The following is a 13,696-nucleotide window of genomic DNA, read 5'->3' as shown; positions in this document are numbered from 1 at the left end:
GGAGCGTCGGCCGCCGGTGCCCGACGCGTCCCTCTCCCTCGAGCATCGGAGTCCCGTGACCGCATCGACCGTCCCCGTCTTCCTCGACTGCGACACCGGGATCGACGACTCGCTCGCCCTCGCGTACCTGCTCCGGTCGCCTCGTGCTCGGCTCGTCGGCGTCAGCACGGTGAGCGGCAACACCGATGCGCGCCAGGCCGCCGTCAACAGCCTCGGCCTGCTCGCTCTCGCCGGGCGCGAGGACGTGCCCGTCGCGGTGGGCGCGCACCACTTCCTCGAGGAGGACTACGCGGGCGGGTCGCCGCAGGTGCACGGCGACAACGGCATCGGAGGCGTGTCGCTGCCCGCCGGCGCCGAGCCGGTCGATGAGGACCCGGCCGATCTGCTCCTCCGCCTCGCCCGCGAGCACGGTGGCGAGCTGCGCCTGGTCGCGATCGGGCCGCTCACCAACCTGGCTCTCGCGCTGCGCCGGTACCCCGAGCTGCCGTCTCTGCTGCACTCGGTCACCGTGATGGGCGGAGCCGCACTCGTCCCCGGCAACATCACCGCCGTCGCGGAGGCGAACATCCGGCACGACCCGGCCGCGGCCGCCGAGGTCGTGGCGGCCGATTGGGATCTCACGCTGGTGCCCCTGGACGTGACGATGCGCCACCTGATGTCGGAGGAGCACCGCTCGGTGCTGCTCGCCTCGGCGGATCCCCTGGCTCGGACCGTCGGCGAGGTGCTCGATCACTATTTCGACTTCTCCATCGGCCACTTCGGCGAGCGCACTGCCGCGATGCACGATCCGATGGCCGCCGCGATCGCCGTCGGCGCCGTCGACCTCGTCTCGGCCCCGCGCGTGCACGTCGAGGTCGACACCACCGCCGGCCCCGGCCGCGGCCAGACCGTCGCCGACCTCCGCGGCATCTACCGCGACGTCCACCCGGACGGCGCCCGCACCCGCCTCGTCCTCTCCCTCGCCGCCCCCTTCGCCCCCCCACCTCATCGACGTCATCACCACCCCCTGACCCCGCCCGCCCCTGCGAGCAGCCCGACCCGCGGTCCCCGGCCCCCTCAACCGCAAAGCCCCCGCCCCCGTTTCCGCGACCGCGAAGCGGAGACCACCCCTGTCTCGGTCTCCGCAACCGCGAAGCGGAGCCCACCCCCTGTCTCGGTCTCCGCGACCGCGAAGCGGAGCCCACCCCCTCCGGCTTCCGTCGGGCTCGGCGGGGCCTGGTGGGGTCGATCGCAAGGCGGAGGCGTCGGTCGTAGCGACGCTACGTCCGTCGCCGACAACGCCGCGAGCGGCCCCACCAGGCCCCGCCGATCACATGCCGGTGTCTAGGCCGGAGTAGGCGTGGAGCCCCTTGAAGAACACATTGACCACGCCGAAGTTGAACATCACGGCCGCGAAGCCGACGATGGCGAGCCAGGCGGAGGGGGTACCGCGCCAGCCGCGGGTGGCGCGGGCGTGGATGTAGCCGGCGTAGATGGTCCAGATGATGAAGGTCCAGACCTCCTTCGTGTCCCAGCCCCAGTAGCGGCCCCAGGCCTTCTCGGCCCAGACCGCGCCTGCGATGAGGGTGAAGGTCCAGAGGATGAATCCGATGATGGTGACGCGGTAGGCGAGGTTCTCGAGGGTCAGCGAGCTCGGGAGTGTACGCAGGAATCGCAGGACGGAGCGGGGGCTGTCGCCGGCCGTCTCCCTCCGTGACTGGAGGAGCTGGGTGACGGAGAGCGCGAATCCGAGGGCGAAGAAGGCGGTGCCGAGGATCGCGACGAGCACGTGGATCACGAGCCAGTACGACTGGAGTGCCGGCGGGAGGGGGACGACGGCGACGTAGTAGTTGACAGTCGCGACGCCGAGCAGCACGAGGACGAGTCCGGTGATGAACGCGCCGAGGAAGCGGAGGTCCCAGCGCAGTTGGACGGCGAGGAACACGCCGATGATGATGAGCGTCCCGGTGATCGAGAACTCGTACATGTTGGCCCAGGGGACGCGGCCTGCGGCGACGCCGCGGAGGACGGTCGCGGCGAGGTGGAGCACGAAGCCGAGCAGGGTGAGCGAGAACCCGATGCGCATCGCCGTGGACCGGGCGGGGGCGCGGTAGACCTCGTCCTCGACGCGGGTGCCCAGGCGGGAGAGGGTGGCGGTGCGTCCCGATCCGGCGGAGGAGACGGTGGCCTTACCGCTGGCGGCGCGGTCGGCGGCGGCCGCGGAGGCGACGCGCTCCGCCTCCTGCACGACCTCGATCGACTCGCCGTCGGCCAGGGAGGCGCGGCGGGCGAGGTCGACCGCGAAGAAAATGAAGGCCAGCGCGTAGATGCCCATGGCGGAGGAGAGGCACAGCACCGAGTACTGCGAGAGGGTCGCGATCACCCCCTCAGGGTAATCGACCCTCGGCCCCGGCGCCCCTGCACGGATGCACAGACTCGGGCGCTGCCCAGCGGCCGCCTCAGGGGTCGAGCGGCGCGTGCCGGTCGGCGATCGCGCGGACGGCGCGCACCAGTTGCGGGTCCTCACCGCGGGCGAGGCCTGCGTACTCGAGCAGCAGACCGCCGTCGTCCCGGGTCGTCGCCTTCATCCAGACGCGGCGGCGCGGGACGAACAGCGAGGTGAGCAGGCCTGCCAGCACGAGGATCGCGAACAGCAGCACCCAGCTCTGGGTGGCGTCGTGGTGGATGTCGAACGAGGCGAAGCGCTTGACGCTGTCTGTTCCGACGCGGGTCTGGTCGGCTCCGACGTTGTCGAAGGTCACACTGCCGAGCCCGTTGGGCAGTTCGGCCGTGTCACCCGGCTTGAGGGTGAGCGGCGCGACTCCGGTGTCGCCGCCGGTGAGCCGGGTGAGCGAGTCGGTGTTGAGCACGTAGACGGAGGTGGGCACGCCACCGTCGAGTCCGAGGTCGCCCGCGAAGACGTTCAGCGAGAGCACGGGGTACTGAAGGTCGGGGAAGATCGAGGTCGAGGCCCCGGAGGGCAGCTGGTCCTGGGTCGGGTAGAAGAAGCCGGTGAGACCGAGCTGCTCCGAAAGTCCGTCCGGGATCTTGACGACGCCGACGGAGGTGAGGTTGGCGTCCTGGGGCAGGAACGGGATCGAGTCGGTGAAGATCTCGGTTCCGGAGGGATCGCGCACGGTGATCGTGGGGGCGTAGCCGTTGCCGAGCAGGTAGACGTTGGTGCCGCCGATCGAGAGCGGGTCGTTGACCTTGATGGTGCGGTCCTCGGAGGAGCCGCCGCGCTCGGTCGTGCTCACGTGCGCCGTGAAGTCGACGGGCTGGCCCAGCGCCGCCTGGTTCTCCTCCTCGTAGGTCACCTCGAGGTCGTCCAGCGTCAGCTGGTAGGGGTCGAGCTGGCTGCTGTCGAAGAAGCGGCCCGGGTTGAACGAGTCGTAGGCGGCGAGGTTGTTCGCGAAGCCCTGCGTGCCCTCGACGAGGACGCGCTGGCCGCTGTAGCCGAAGCCTCCGCCGACTCCGACCGCGACGAGGATGCCCACGAGCGCCGAGTGGAACACCAGGTTGCCCGTCTCGCGGAGGTAGCCGCGCTCGGCCGACACGCTCGACCAGCGTCCGCGGGGGTCGTCGTAGCGCTCGACGCGGTAGCCCGCGCGGCGCAGCACGGCGTGCGCGGAAGCGACGGCCTCCTCCTCCGAGGCGCCGTCGACCTCGCGGACCGTGTAGCCGGCGAGACGCTGGAGTCGCGCGGGGGTGCGCGGCGGGCGCGAGCGCATCGCCTGGAAGTGGTGCCGCGTGCGCGGGATGATGCAGCCGATCAGCGAGATGAACAGCAGCAGGTAGATGCTCGAGAACCAGGCAGAGGTGTACGTGTCGAACGCCTGGACCTTGTCGAGCAGCGGCGCCAGGTCAGGATTGTCGACGAAGTACTGCGTGACGCCGTTGGGGTCGGAGGAGCGCTGCGGCACCAGCGAGCCCGGCACCGCCGCGATGGCCAGCAGCAGCAGCAGGAACAGCGCCGTGCGCATGCTCGTGAGCTGGCGCCACATCCAGCGCAGCCAGCCGGCCACCCCGAGCGAGGGCTGGGTGACGGTGCCGTCCGAGTCGTAGTGGTCGGCCGGGCGGAAGGACGCGTCGGCCTTCTCCTGCGTCGCCTCATCGGGGCGGCGCGTGCTCTCGTCCGACTCAGATCGCCGGTTGGAAGCCATCGATCACCGCCGAGAGGGATCCGTAGACGAGGGTGTTCCAGACGCCGGTGACCATCAGGACTCCGATCAGGACGAGGGCGGCTCCGCCGGCGATGTTGACGATGCGGATGTGCCGCTTGACGAAGGCGAGCGTGCTGGTGACCCAGCTGAAGCCGAAGGCGACGAGCAGGAACGGCAGGCCGAGTCCGAGGCAGTAGACCAGGGCGAGCAGCGCGCCGCGCCAGGGCGACCCGACACCGTAGCTCAGCGCGAGGATCGAGCTGAGCGTGGGGCCGAGGCAGGGGGTCCAGCCGACTCCGAAGACGATGCCGAGCAGCGGGGCGCCGATCAGGCCAGTCGCGGGACGGACCCCCGGACGCAGGGTCCGCTGGAGGAACGAGAACTGACCGATGAAGACGAGCCCCATCGCGATGACCACGACGCCGAGCACCCGCGTGATGATGTCGGTGTACTGCCGCAACCAGAATCCGACGGTGCCGGCGGCCGCTCCGTAGAGCACGAACACGAGCGAGAAGCCGAGCACGAACAGCAGCACCCCGAGCACGACCCGGCGGCGGCTCCGGGCAGCGCGCTCGTCGGCATCGGTGAATCCGCCGACGTAGGCGAGGTAGCCGGGCACCAGCGGCAGCACGCAGGGAGACGCGAACGACACCAGCCCGGCCAGGAGCGCGATCGGGACGGCGAGGAGGAGCTGACCGCTGACGACGATGTCGCCCACGCCGCTACTCCGGCTCCGCGAGCGTGTCGCCGACGAGCGTCGACAGGATCGACGCCTCCTGCAACTGGCCGAGGATGCGCGAGGCGACGCGACCCTGCTTGTCGAGCACGAGCGTGGTGGGCACGGCGTTCGGCGGAACCGTGCCGGTGAAGGCGAGCTGCACCGAGGAGTCCGTGTCGACGATCGAGGGGTAGCCGATCCCGAAGGTCTCGGCGAAGGCCGCCGCGGTGGGCGCCTGGTCGCGCACATTGACGCCGACGAAGGAGACGCCCTGGTCCGCGTACTCGGTGTTGACCTTCTCGAGGTCGGCCGCCTCGGCGCGGCAGGGCGCGCAGCTCGCGTACCAGAAGTTGACGACGACGACCTGTCCGGCGAGGTCGGCGGAGTCGATGGCTGCGCCGGTCTCGTCGGTGCCGGAGAAGACGATCGGATCGTCGCGGTCGGCGCTCGCGATCTCGGTCACGGTCCCGTCGCCCGAGATGTAGCCCTTGTTGCTGCCGCTGCGGTACTGGTCGGCGAGCGGATCCTGCGTGCAGCCCGCGAGGGCGAGTGCGGCGACCAGGAGGAGCGCGCCCGCGGCGCGGAACCGGCGCATCAGACGGCTCCCACGTCGGTGGCGAGGCCCTGCAAGCCGGCGGCGGGGTCGGAGTAACCGACCTCGGCGAAGCCGTCGCCCCGGCGCTCGAGCGTGGTGATGCTCGAGAGGGCGCAGCGGCGCTTGCGCGGATCGTGGAACAGCCGCTCGCCGGCGAGGGCGCGGTGCACCGTCCAGATGGGGAGCTGGTGGCTGACGATCGCGACGTCACCCTCGACGGTGCTCTGCCAGGCCGACTCGATGGCCGCGTACATCCGGGCCGAGATGGAGAGGTAGGGCTCGCCCCAGCTGGGCTCGAAGGGGTTGCGGAGGGACGGCCAGTACTTGGGGTTCCGCAGGGCGGAGCTGCGGGCGGCGAGCGACTTTCCCTCGAAGCGGTTGCTGGGCTCGATCACCCGTTCGTCGCTGCGGATCTCGAGCTCGAACGCCTGCGAGATCGGCTGCGCCGACTCCTGAGCCCGCTGGAGCGGCGACGCGACCAGCGCGGTGACGTGCCGCGTGCGCTCGAGCAGGTCGTCGGCGGCGGAGCGAGCCATGCGGTGACCCAGGTCTGAGAGCCGGAAGTTCGGGAGTCGCCCGTAGAGGACCCGGTCGGGGTTGAACACCTCGCCGTGCCGCACGAGATGGATCTGATCGGCAACCACGAGCGTCAAGTGTACGGACCGCGGCGTGGGGGAACGCCGGGAAAGGGTCGCCTGAGCCGCACCTGAGCGGAGCCTCAGCGCCGGGCGGACACCGCCGCCGAGAGCCGACGCACCAGCGGGCCGGGCAGGTGGCGCACCACGGCCATCGGCACGCCGAACCGCCACGACGGCACCGAGACGACGGAGCCGCGCGCGACGTCGCGGAGGAACTCCTCCACCACCGCGTCCGCGTCGAGCCAGAGGAAGGAGGGGATGGAGGAGGTGTCCATCGCCGCCCGCTCGTGGAACTCGGTGCGCACCCAGCCGGCGCAGAGCGCGGCCGAGCGGACGCCGGTCCCCCGCAGCTCGACGGCCAGCGACTGCGCGAACGCGGTCTCCCACGCCTTCACGGCGGAGTAGGGGCCCAGGTGCACGAAGCCGGCGACGCTCGAGACGGTGAGGATCGCGCCGCGTCCCCGGGCGATCATCGCCTCCGCCGCCGCTCCCGAGAGCACGGCCACCGAGCGCACCATCACCTCGAGCGCCTCGTCCTGCGCTGCGATGTCGAGCTCGGAGAAGCTGCCGTCGATGCCGAATCCGGCGTTGTTGACGAGGACCCGGACGGGGCGGGCGGGGTCGGCGACCCTGTCGCGCACCCTGGCGACCTGCTCGCGATCGCTGAGGTCTGCCGCGAGCACCTCGACGTACGGGGCGCCGAGCGTGCGGAAGGTGCGCGCCGCCTCCTCGAGTCGCCCTTCGTCGCGCGCGACCAGCACGAGGCTCCAGCCCCGTCGGGCGAACGCGCCGGCGAACGCGGCGCCGATGCCCGACGACGCCCCGGTGATCAGTGCGGTGCTCACGGTGCTCCTCTGCGATGAACTCTCGAGCGCGCCCTTCGAGGGCGTCGCCGACAATTGTGCGCGACGGAGCTGGGGCGTCGACGGCGACGCGCTCCCGATCGAATTCTCCGCGCACGCGTCGAGGTGGTCCGTGCTCGGAAGGCGCTGCTCACGCCAGAGAGTTGCCGACGCAACTTCCGCGCAGGTCGAGCTGAAACGCGACCACGCGAGAATTGTCTCTCGCCGGTCTTCGGGGACGACTCAGCGAGTAGTGCCGTCAGGCGCGCGAGGTGAGCCGCGGTCAGAAGCTGCTGAACATCGTCAGGAACTGCGAGTAGGAGCCGCTCGCGACCGCGTCGCGGATCGGCTTCGCGTTCTCGACGACGAGCTCCTGCACCTCGGGGTGCTCGCGCAGCAGGGCAACCAGCTCGGTGAGGAAGTCGTTCACGGGCATCGCCATCGGGTTGTCCTGGTTGCTCAGGAGCGTTGTCGCGACGGCAGGCGGGACGATCTCGACGACCTGGACACCGGAGTTGGCGAGCTGCACGCGCAGGCCCTCGAGGAACGAGTGCACGGCGGCCTTGCTCGCGCTGTAGGTGGGGGTCGCCGGGAACGGGATGAACGCGAGCGCCGAGCTCGTGCTGAGGATCGCGGCGTTCTCCTGGGCCACCAGCTGGGGGAGGAACGCGTAGATCGTCCGGATCGTGCCGAGCAGGTTCGTAGTCACCTGCTCCTCGGCGATGCGGACGTCGTCGGGGTCGCGGACGTTCTCGAGCAGCTGGATGCCGGCGTTGGCGACGAGGAGGTTGAGGTCCGGGTGGCTGATCGCGAGGCGCTCCCGAGCCCGCGCTTCCGAGATCGTGCCGTCGAGCGGAGCGACCGGTGAGGCGAGCGCCGCACATCCTCGATCCGCTATGCCCTGCGGGCGGCAGCAGGCGACAGGCGACCGCACGGTACGGCCTCGATCCGGGCGCCGTCACGGTGCGGTGAGCTGCGACGCCGCGGGGTCAGAACCGGCGCGCAGCGACGTCCGCTCGGTGAGAGGCGGCGATGAGCTCTCGGAGGCGGTCAGCGGACACCGGCGCGCCCGGGTCGGCGAGATAGTCCTTCGTGAAGCCTTCGAGGTCGGCGGCGTAGATCGGCGTGTACGCACCGGATTCGGGCTCGGTGCGCCACGACTCCGCCAGCGTCCCCGCGACGACAGGCTCGAAGCCGAGGTCGTCGATGAGCGCTGAGACGGCGGTCGTGGCTTGCTCGTCGTCGCCGGACACGGCGAGGGCGGTGCGCGGGGTCGTGCCTGCGAGGGCGGGGATGTGGTGCCAGAGGATGTTGTTGAAGGCCTTCACGATGACGGCGCCGGGCAGCAGCTCCTGCTCGAGCTCGGCCGTCGTCAGCTCGAGGCTGTCGAGTCGGGCGATGCGCCCGTCGCGGTGGGGGTAGTAGTTGCCCGTCGAGAGCACGGTCTTGCCGGCGAAGGCACCCTCCGGCAACGCCTTGTACGCGCCGAGCGGCACGGCGAGGACCGGGATGTCGCCGAACTGCGCGGCCTCGAGCGCGTCGCCCGCGCGGGCCTGCGGGCCGAGTTCGGCGATGAGGTCGCGAAGGGATTCGGGCCCGCGAGAGTTCGCCATGAGCACCTCGTAGCCGGCGGTGATCGCCAGGCGCGCGATCCCGCTGCCGATGTCTCCGCTGCCGAGGATTCCGATGCGCTTCATGCCTGTCTCCTTGTGTCGTGGTCTTGCTTGGTCGTGCTGCTCGCCGGAGAGCAGAGGGGGTCAGCGGGGCTCGTCGCCGGCAGGTGCGGGTGCGGCCGCCGGGGCCTCCCAGCCGGTCCGGGTCAGCGCGGCGAGAGCCGCACCGGACGTGTCATCGGCGAGGGCGGCGCCGCGGACCCAGCTCGTCGCCAGCGCGGCGAGGAAGAGGTCTCGAGCTCGCACCTCGCCGCGCGCTCGGCCGTCGCGCTGCGCATCATCGAGGAATTCAGCTGTGGTGGTGATGAATCCCTGACAGGTGGTCGTCAGGGGCGACGAGGTCGTCGCCGTTGCGGCTCGAAGCGGCTCGGGCAGTCCCTCGAAAGCACTCGCCCAGTCGGCGATCGCTCGGAGCCAGCCGTCCAGCGCTTCCGCCGTATCGGCTGAGCCGGCACGGAGGGCGTCGCGCCGAGCGACGAGCTCGTCGTCGCGATCTGAGAGCAGTGCCGCCAGGAGTGCTTCGCGGTTCGGGAAGTGCCGGTAGAGCGTGCCGGCGCCGATGCCGGCGCGCTTCGCGATCGCGTCGAGCGAGCCGCGGACGCCGTGCTCGGAGAAGTGCTGCGCCGCGGTATCGAGGATCAGATCCCGGTTGCGCTGTGCGTCGGCGCGAGGCACGCGGCCGGTCGTGATCCTGCTGTCCTCCACGAGCGGCTCCTCTTCCTCTGCGGCGGAGAGTCTCTCCGTATCGGCTAAGAGGATACTCTCTCCGCTTGTCGAGGTGTCCAGTGCTCGCCGGCGCGACTGCTCCGCCGTTTCCCTGATGCTCCTCCGCGAAGGCGGGCTCAGCGGCCTCTCCGATCGCCGATCCTCGGACAACCCGTCTCTGCCTGGCGAGCGGGCCCCCCTCTACCGTCGCTCCTGCTGTCCGACACGGGACGGCTACGACGAAGGAGCTCGAACAGATGAATCTCACCGGCAACACGATCCTCATCACCGGTGGCACCTCCGGCATCGGCCTGGGCCTCGCCCTGCGCCTGCACGAAGCGGGCAACACGGTGATCATCGCGGGACGCCGAAGGGCGCTGCTGGACGCGATCACGACGGAGCATCCCGGCATCGAGTCGATCGAGCTCGACGTCGCCGACGCCGACTCGGTCACGCGGGCCCGCGAGCGCCTCGAGACCAGCCACCCCGGCCTGAACGTCCTCGTGAACAACGCGGGGATCATGCTCAAGGAGGATCTCCTCGATCCGTCCGACGTCCGGATCGCCGAGCAGCACGTCCAGACCAACCTCCTCGGACCGATCCGGACGGCCTACGCCTTCACGCCTCTCCTCGTCGGCAAGGAGGGAGCGACCATCGTGAACGTCTCCTCCTCGCTCGCGTTCGTGCCCTACCCGGCGACGCCGACGTACAGCGCGACGAAGGCGGCACTGCACGCCTTCACCGAGAGCCAGCGCATCCGCCTCGCCGAGTCCGCCATCCAGGTCGTCGAGATCGTGCCGCCGGGCGTTCGCACCGAGCTGCTCGGTCAGCAGGACGACGAGGACGCGATGCCTCTGGACGAGTTCCTCGACGAGGTCCTCGCCCTGCTGCGTGCGGACCCGGACGCCCACGAGATCGTCGTGGAGAGGGCTCGAGGGATCCGCGACGCACCCGCCAGCGGCTCCTACGGGGAGCTGCTGGCCCTGTTCGGCAGCCTCTGAGTCGCTCCGCCTCCCCATTGTGACGGCCACCTCCGGCTCGGCGACGGGTCGCCGAGGTGGTCGTCTCGCGAGCGGGGGATCACCGGTCCCTGGCTCCGGTCCGGCTCCTGGCTCATCATGGGCGGATGGACAGACGACTGCTCGCCGAATTCCTCCGCTCGCGCCGTGAGCTGCTGCGCCCGCGCGACGTCGGCCTGTCGGAGGGGCCGCGCAGGCGCGCCCCGGGGCTGCGCCGCGAGGAGGTCGCCCAGCTGGCTGGCATGTCCACCGACTACTACGCGCGCCTCGAGCAGCAGCGCGCTCCGACGCCGTCGACCCAGATCGCTGCCTCCCTCGCCCGGGCGCTCCGCCTGACCCTCGACGAGCGCGACCACCTGTTCGCCCTCATCGGGCACAACGCCCCGGGCAGGTCGGTCCACTCCGACCACGTGAGCCCGGCGCTGATGAGCGTGCTCGACGGGCTGGCTGACGTGCCGTGCCTCGTGCAGAACGACCTCCACGAGACCCTCGCGATGAACGCCCTCGCCATGGCGCTGATCGGCGACGAGACGAGGTTCACCGGTGCGGCCCGCAGCGGATTCCACCGCTGGTTCACCGATCCCGACGAGCGCCGCCTCTACCCCGACGACGCGCAGGAGGAGCACGGGCGGTTCCTCGTCGCCCGCCTGCGGATGGCCACCACCTCGGGCAGCGACACGGCCTGGGCCGCGCGGATCGCGGCCGAGCTCTCGCAGCGCAGCGCCGAGTTCGCCCGCCTCTGGCAGCTCCACGAGGTCGCGCGGCGGTACGACGACTGCAGGATCCTCGTCCACCCCGAGCTCGGGCCGATCGAGATCGACGCGCAGATGCTCTTCACCGAGGACCGCTCGCAGACCCTCCTCCTGCTCAACCCGGGAGGCAGCGGCGAGAGCCGCAGCAAGCTCGACCTGCTCAAGGTCATCGGCCGCCAGAGCCTCGGTCCCCGCGTCGCGGCGGACTGACCACCGGATCCACCAACGACACGACAAGGACGAGTCCATGCACATCCCCGCCAGCAGTGCCAGGGAGATCACCACCCCCGAGGGCACGATCCGCAAGTACCGCGTCCTCCCCGACGCGGGCGTCGCCCACCAGGTCATCACGACGAGCAGCCCGGCCACCGGGAGCCACCTGAACAAGGAGGTCCAGGAGATCTACTTCATCATCGAAGGGACCGCCGTGATCACCGTGGGCGAGGACAGCTTCGAAGTGGGCGAGAAGGACATCGTCGTGGTCGAGCCGATGGTCCCCCACTCCATCCGGACCGAGGGACTCACCTACCTCACCGTGACCCGTCCGGACTGGTTCTTCGAGCAGTACGAGCACGTGCAGGGCGACTGAGCACAGCGGGTCCCCGCCGCGAGGTCGCGTTCTCGAGTCTCCGCCGAGAGCGGGAGCTAGCCGGCGGGCGCTGACGGAGCCTCCGCGGCAGCGTCGAGGGCCGTGATGTACCTAGTGATGGCATCGCGGTTCTGGGAGAGGAAGTCGATCTTCTGCGACATCCGGTCCCGCTCCAGTGCCAGCAGGTCGCGAAGGCCAGGCTCGACGTTGCGGACGACGATGTCGTGCTCCTGATCCAGGCAGGGGAGGATGTCGGCGATGATGCGGGACGGGATGCCGAAGTCCACGAGGCCTCGGATTTTGCCGACCCGTTCGGCGAGATAGTCCGGGTAGTCGCGGTAACCGTTCTCGAGTCGTCGCGGGCTGATCAACCCTTGCTCTTCTTAGTAGCGGAGCATGCGCGGTGCCACGCCTGTTCTCTTGGAAAGTTCGCCGATTCGCAGGGTGCCTCCATCTGAGGTCGGGCCCTCACCTCGAGGCAAGAGATGGAGCCTGAAGGACTATTTCTCGAGTTTCGACTCCTACCGGGGAGCGCTCCGGTTCACCATGCCTGAGGGACGAAAGGAGCGGTTGCCCTCGCCCCGGATCGCACGCCAACCCTCGCGAGTAGACTCCCCTACCGTGACCGACGCGACCCGCCTCCCCCGAACCACCGTCAAGAAGCTCGCCGCCCTCGAAGACGGGCCGGTGCGCGTCTCCGGCTGGGTCGAGACCGTGCGCGATCAGAAGAAGGTGCAGTTCGTCGTCCTCCGCGACGAGTCGGGCGCCGTCCAGCTGGTGAACCCCGCCGTCCGCGAGGCCGTCGAGGGCGACGACGCATCGGAGGCGAAGCTCGCGATCACCGAGGCGATCTCCGGCCTCGCGCAGGGCTCCTTCATCACGGTCACCGGCGCGCTCAAGCACGACGAGCGCGTGAAGCTCGGCGGCATCGAGGTCAAACTCGAGACGCTCGAGATCGTGTCCGAGTCGATCCCCGAGGCGCCCATCGCGCCCGACTCCGGCATCGACAAGCGCATGGACTGGCGCTTCCTCGACCTGCGCCGCCCCGAGCAGAACCTGATCGCGCGCGTACAGACCACGTTCGAGCACGCCCTGCGCACCTACTGGGTCGAGAACGACTTCATCGAGATCCACACCCCGAAGCTGATGGCGAGCGCCTCGGAGTCGCGGGCCGAGCTCTTCGAAGTCGAGTACTTCGAGACCAAGGCCTACCTCGCGCAGAGCCCCCAGTTCTTCAAGCAGATGGCTCAGCCCGCCGGCTTCGGCAAGGTCTTCGAGGTCGGACCGGCGTTCCGCGCGGACCCGAGCTTCACCTCGCGGCACGCGACCGAGTTCACCAGCGTCGACGCCGAGGTGTCGTGGATCGACTCGCACGAGAACGTCATGGAGCTGCACGAGCAGCTCATCGTCGCGGGCCTCACCGCGGTCGTCGCGAAGCACGGCGCCGAGGTCAAGGCGCTCTTCGACATCGACCTCACCGTGCCGACCACGCCGTTCCCGCGCATCCCGCTGGCCGAGGCCAAGCGCATCGTCGCCGAGCGCGGCTACGAGGTGCCCCGCGCCGACGACGACATGGATCCCGAGGGCGAGCGCCGCATCGCGGCGTACGTCAAGGAGGAGTTCGGCCACGACTTCGTGTTCCTCACCGACTACGCCGCCAGCATCCGACCCTTCTACCACATGCGCCGCGAGGGCGACGGGACGATCACCAACAGCTACGACCTCATCTACAACGGTGTCGAGATCTCGACCGGAGCCCAGCGCGAGCACCGCGTCGACGTGCTCGTCGAGCAGGCCCGCGAGAAGGGCCTCGACCCCGAGGAGCTCGAGTTCTACCTCGACTTCTTCCGCTACGGAGTCCCGCCGCACGGCGGCTTCGGTATGGGCCTCTCGCGCGTGATCATGCTGATGCTGAACCAGGCGAACCTCCGCGAAGTGACCTACCTCTTCCGCGGTCCGACACGCCTCCTGCCCTAGGCGCGGCACACCGCCGCCGAGGGAACCCCGGACCGTCGAGACCGCC

Annotated in this window: 15 protein-coding genes; 5 read left to right on the top strand and 10 right to left on the bottom strand. The window is 70.2% G+C overall.

Annotated features, from left to right (window positions below; translation table 11 throughout):
* The first annotated feature begins 55 nt into the window (after positions 1-55).
* Complete coding sequence (locus GSU10_RS02890) at positions 56-1,327, top strand: nucleoside hydrolase (RefSeq protein ID WP_241972901.1); 1,272 nt, start codon at positions 56-58, stop codon at positions 1,325-1,327.
* On the opposite strand, the gene ccsB is transcribed toward GSU10_RS02890, so the two are convergent.
* The 9 genes from ccsB to GSU10_RS02845 all read right to left on the bottom strand — a co-directional run bounded on the left by ccsB (position 1,310) and on the right by GSU10_RS02845 (position 9,313).
* Positions 1,310-2,314 carry a c-type cytochrome biogenesis protein CcsB gene (gene ccsB / locus GSU10_RS02885; protein ID WP_068211789.1) on the bottom strand — a complete coding sequence of 335 codons (1,005 nt, stop codon included), beginning with the start codon at positions 2,312-2,314 and terminating at the stop codon, positions 1,310-1,312. The two genes, GSU10_RS02890 and ccsB, sit on opposite strands and share 18 nt — an antisense overlap.
* Positions 2,315-2,438: 124 nt before the next feature.
* Complete coding sequence (resB, locus tag GSU10_RS02880) at positions 2,439-4,142, bottom strand: cytochrome c biogenesis protein ResB (protein WP_082845182.1); 1,704 nt, start codon at positions 4,140-4,142, stop codon at positions 2,439-2,441.
* Entirely contained in the window at positions 4,120-4,860 is a 741-nt protein-coding gene (locus GSU10_RS02875) for a cytochrome c biogenesis CcdA family protein (RefSeq protein ID WP_068211777.1), read from the bottom strand. Before GSU10_RS02875 ends, resB begins: the two co-directional genes overlap by 23 nt.
* A gap of 4 nt (positions 4,861-4,864) precedes the next feature.
* The gene (locus tag GSU10_RS02870; RefSeq protein WP_068211778.1) at positions 4,865-5,455 is read right to left on the bottom strand and encodes a TlpA family protein disulfide reductase; all 591 of its coding nucleotides are present in this window, start codon (positions 5,453-5,455) and stop codon (positions 4,865-4,867) included.
* Complete coding sequence (locus tag GSU10_RS02865; RefSeq protein ID WP_068211779.1) at positions 5,455-6,099, bottom strand: histidine phosphatase family protein; 645 nt, start codon at positions 6,097-6,099, stop codon at positions 5,455-5,457. The genes GSU10_RS02870 and GSU10_RS02865 overlap by 1 nt, the downstream gene beginning before the upstream one ends.
* A gap of 74 nt (positions 6,100-6,173) precedes the next feature.
* The gene (locus tag GSU10_RS02860) at positions 6,174-6,938 is read right to left on the bottom strand and encodes an SDR family NAD(P)-dependent oxidoreductase (protein ID WP_132504776.1); all 765 of its coding nucleotides are present in this window, start codon (positions 6,936-6,938) and stop codon (positions 6,174-6,176) included.
* A gap of 280 nt (positions 6,939-7,218) precedes the next feature.
* A complete protein-coding gene (locus GSU10_RS02855; RefSeq protein ID WP_068211780.1) occupies positions 7,219-7,869 on the bottom strand; it encodes an SDR family NAD(P)-dependent oxidoreductase in 651 nt (216 codons plus the stop codon).
* A gap of 55 nt (positions 7,870-7,924) precedes the next feature.
* Positions 7,925-8,632, bottom strand: a complete 708-nt coding sequence (locus tag GSU10_RS02850; RefSeq protein ID WP_068211781.1) for an NADPH-dependent F420 reductase — start codon at positions 8,630-8,632, stop codon at positions 7,925-7,927.
* 60 nt (positions 8,633-8,692) lie between these two features.
* Positions 8,693-9,313 carry a TetR/AcrR family transcriptional regulator gene (locus GSU10_RS02845; protein WP_068211782.1) on the bottom strand — a complete coding sequence of 207 codons (621 nt, stop codon included), beginning with the start codon at positions 9,311-9,313 and terminating at the stop codon, positions 8,693-8,695.
* Between the two features lie 257 nt (positions 9,314-9,570).
* On the opposite strand from GSU10_RS02845, the gene GSU10_RS02840 reads away from it, so the two are divergent.
* From GSU10_RS02840 to GSU10_RS02830, 3 genes are all read left to right on the top strand, one after another.
* Positions 9,571-10,314: an SDR family oxidoreductase gene (locus GSU10_RS02840; protein ID WP_068211783.1), complete on the top strand. Its 744-nt coding sequence runs from the start codon at positions 9,571-9,573 to the stop codon at positions 10,312-10,314.
* A 125-nt stretch (positions 10,315-10,439) separates the two neighbouring features.
* The gene (locus GSU10_RS02835; protein WP_068211784.1) at positions 10,440-11,294 is read left to right on the top strand and encodes a helix-turn-helix transcriptional regulator; all 855 of its coding nucleotides are present in this window, start codon (positions 10,440-10,442) and stop codon (positions 11,292-11,294) included.
* A gap of 37 nt (positions 11,295-11,331) precedes the next feature.
* Positions 11,332-11,673, top strand: a complete 342-nt coding sequence (locus GSU10_RS02830; RefSeq protein WP_068211785.1) for a cupin domain-containing protein — start codon at positions 11,332-11,334, stop codon at positions 11,671-11,673.
* 56 nt (positions 11,674-11,729) lie between these two features.
* On the opposite strand, the gene GSU10_RS02825 is transcribed toward GSU10_RS02830, so the two are convergent.
* A complete protein-coding gene (locus tag GSU10_RS02825; RefSeq protein WP_236713630.1) occupies positions 11,730-12,044 on the bottom strand; it encodes a MerR family transcriptional regulator in 315 nt (104 codons plus the stop codon).
* 214 nt (positions 12,045-12,258) lie between these two features.
* Here GSU10_RS02825 and aspS point away from each other — a divergent pair, with 214 nt between their 5' ends.
* Positions 12,259-13,650 (top strand): aspartate--tRNA(Asn) ligase, encoded by a 1,392-nt coding sequence (gene aspS / locus GSU10_RS02820; RefSeq protein WP_413784034.1) that lies wholly within the window; start codon positions 12,259-12,261, stop codon positions 13,648-13,650.
* Positions 13,651-13,696 lie beyond the last annotated feature (46 nt).

Origin of the sequence: Rathayibacter tanaceti, assembly GCF_009834165.1 — a bacterium.
Lineage (GTDB): Bacteria > Actinomycetota > Actinomycetes > Actinomycetales > Microbacteriaceae > Rathayibacter > Rathayibacter tanaceti.
This window is presented reverse-complemented; position numbering and strand designations above follow the sequence as displayed.

What these genes read in the sequence shown, in the direction of transcription:
- GSU10_RS02870 (WP_068211778.1), bottom strand. Translation starts at nt 5,455, where the DNA reads ATGCGCCGGTTCCGCGCCGCGGGCGCGCTCCTCCTGGTCGCCGCACTC.
- resB (WP_082845182.1), bottom strand. Translation starts at nt 4,142, where the DNA reads ATGGCTTCCAACCGGCGATCTGAGTCGGACGAGAGCACGCGCCGCCCC.
- GSU10_RS02835 (WP_068211784.1), top strand. Translation starts at nt 10,440, where the DNA reads ATGGACAGACGACTGCTCGCCGAATTCCTCCGCTCGCGCCGTGAGCTG.
- GSU10_RS02840 (WP_068211783.1), top strand. Translation starts at nt 9,571, where the DNA reads ATGAATCTCACCGGCAACACGATCCTCATCACCGGTGGCACCTCCGGC.
- GSU10_RS02830 (WP_068211785.1), top strand. Translation starts at nt 11,332, where the DNA reads ATGCACATCCCCGCCAGCAGTGCCAGGGAGATCACCACCCCCGAGGGC.
- ccsB (WP_068211789.1), bottom strand. Translation starts at nt 2,314, where the DNA reads ATGGGCATCTACGCGCTGGCCTTCATTTTCTTCGCGGTCGACCTCGCC.
- GSU10_RS02850 (WP_068211781.1), bottom strand. Translation starts at nt 8,632, where the DNA reads ATGAAGCGCATCGGAATCCTCGGCAGCGGAGACATCGGCAGCGGGATC.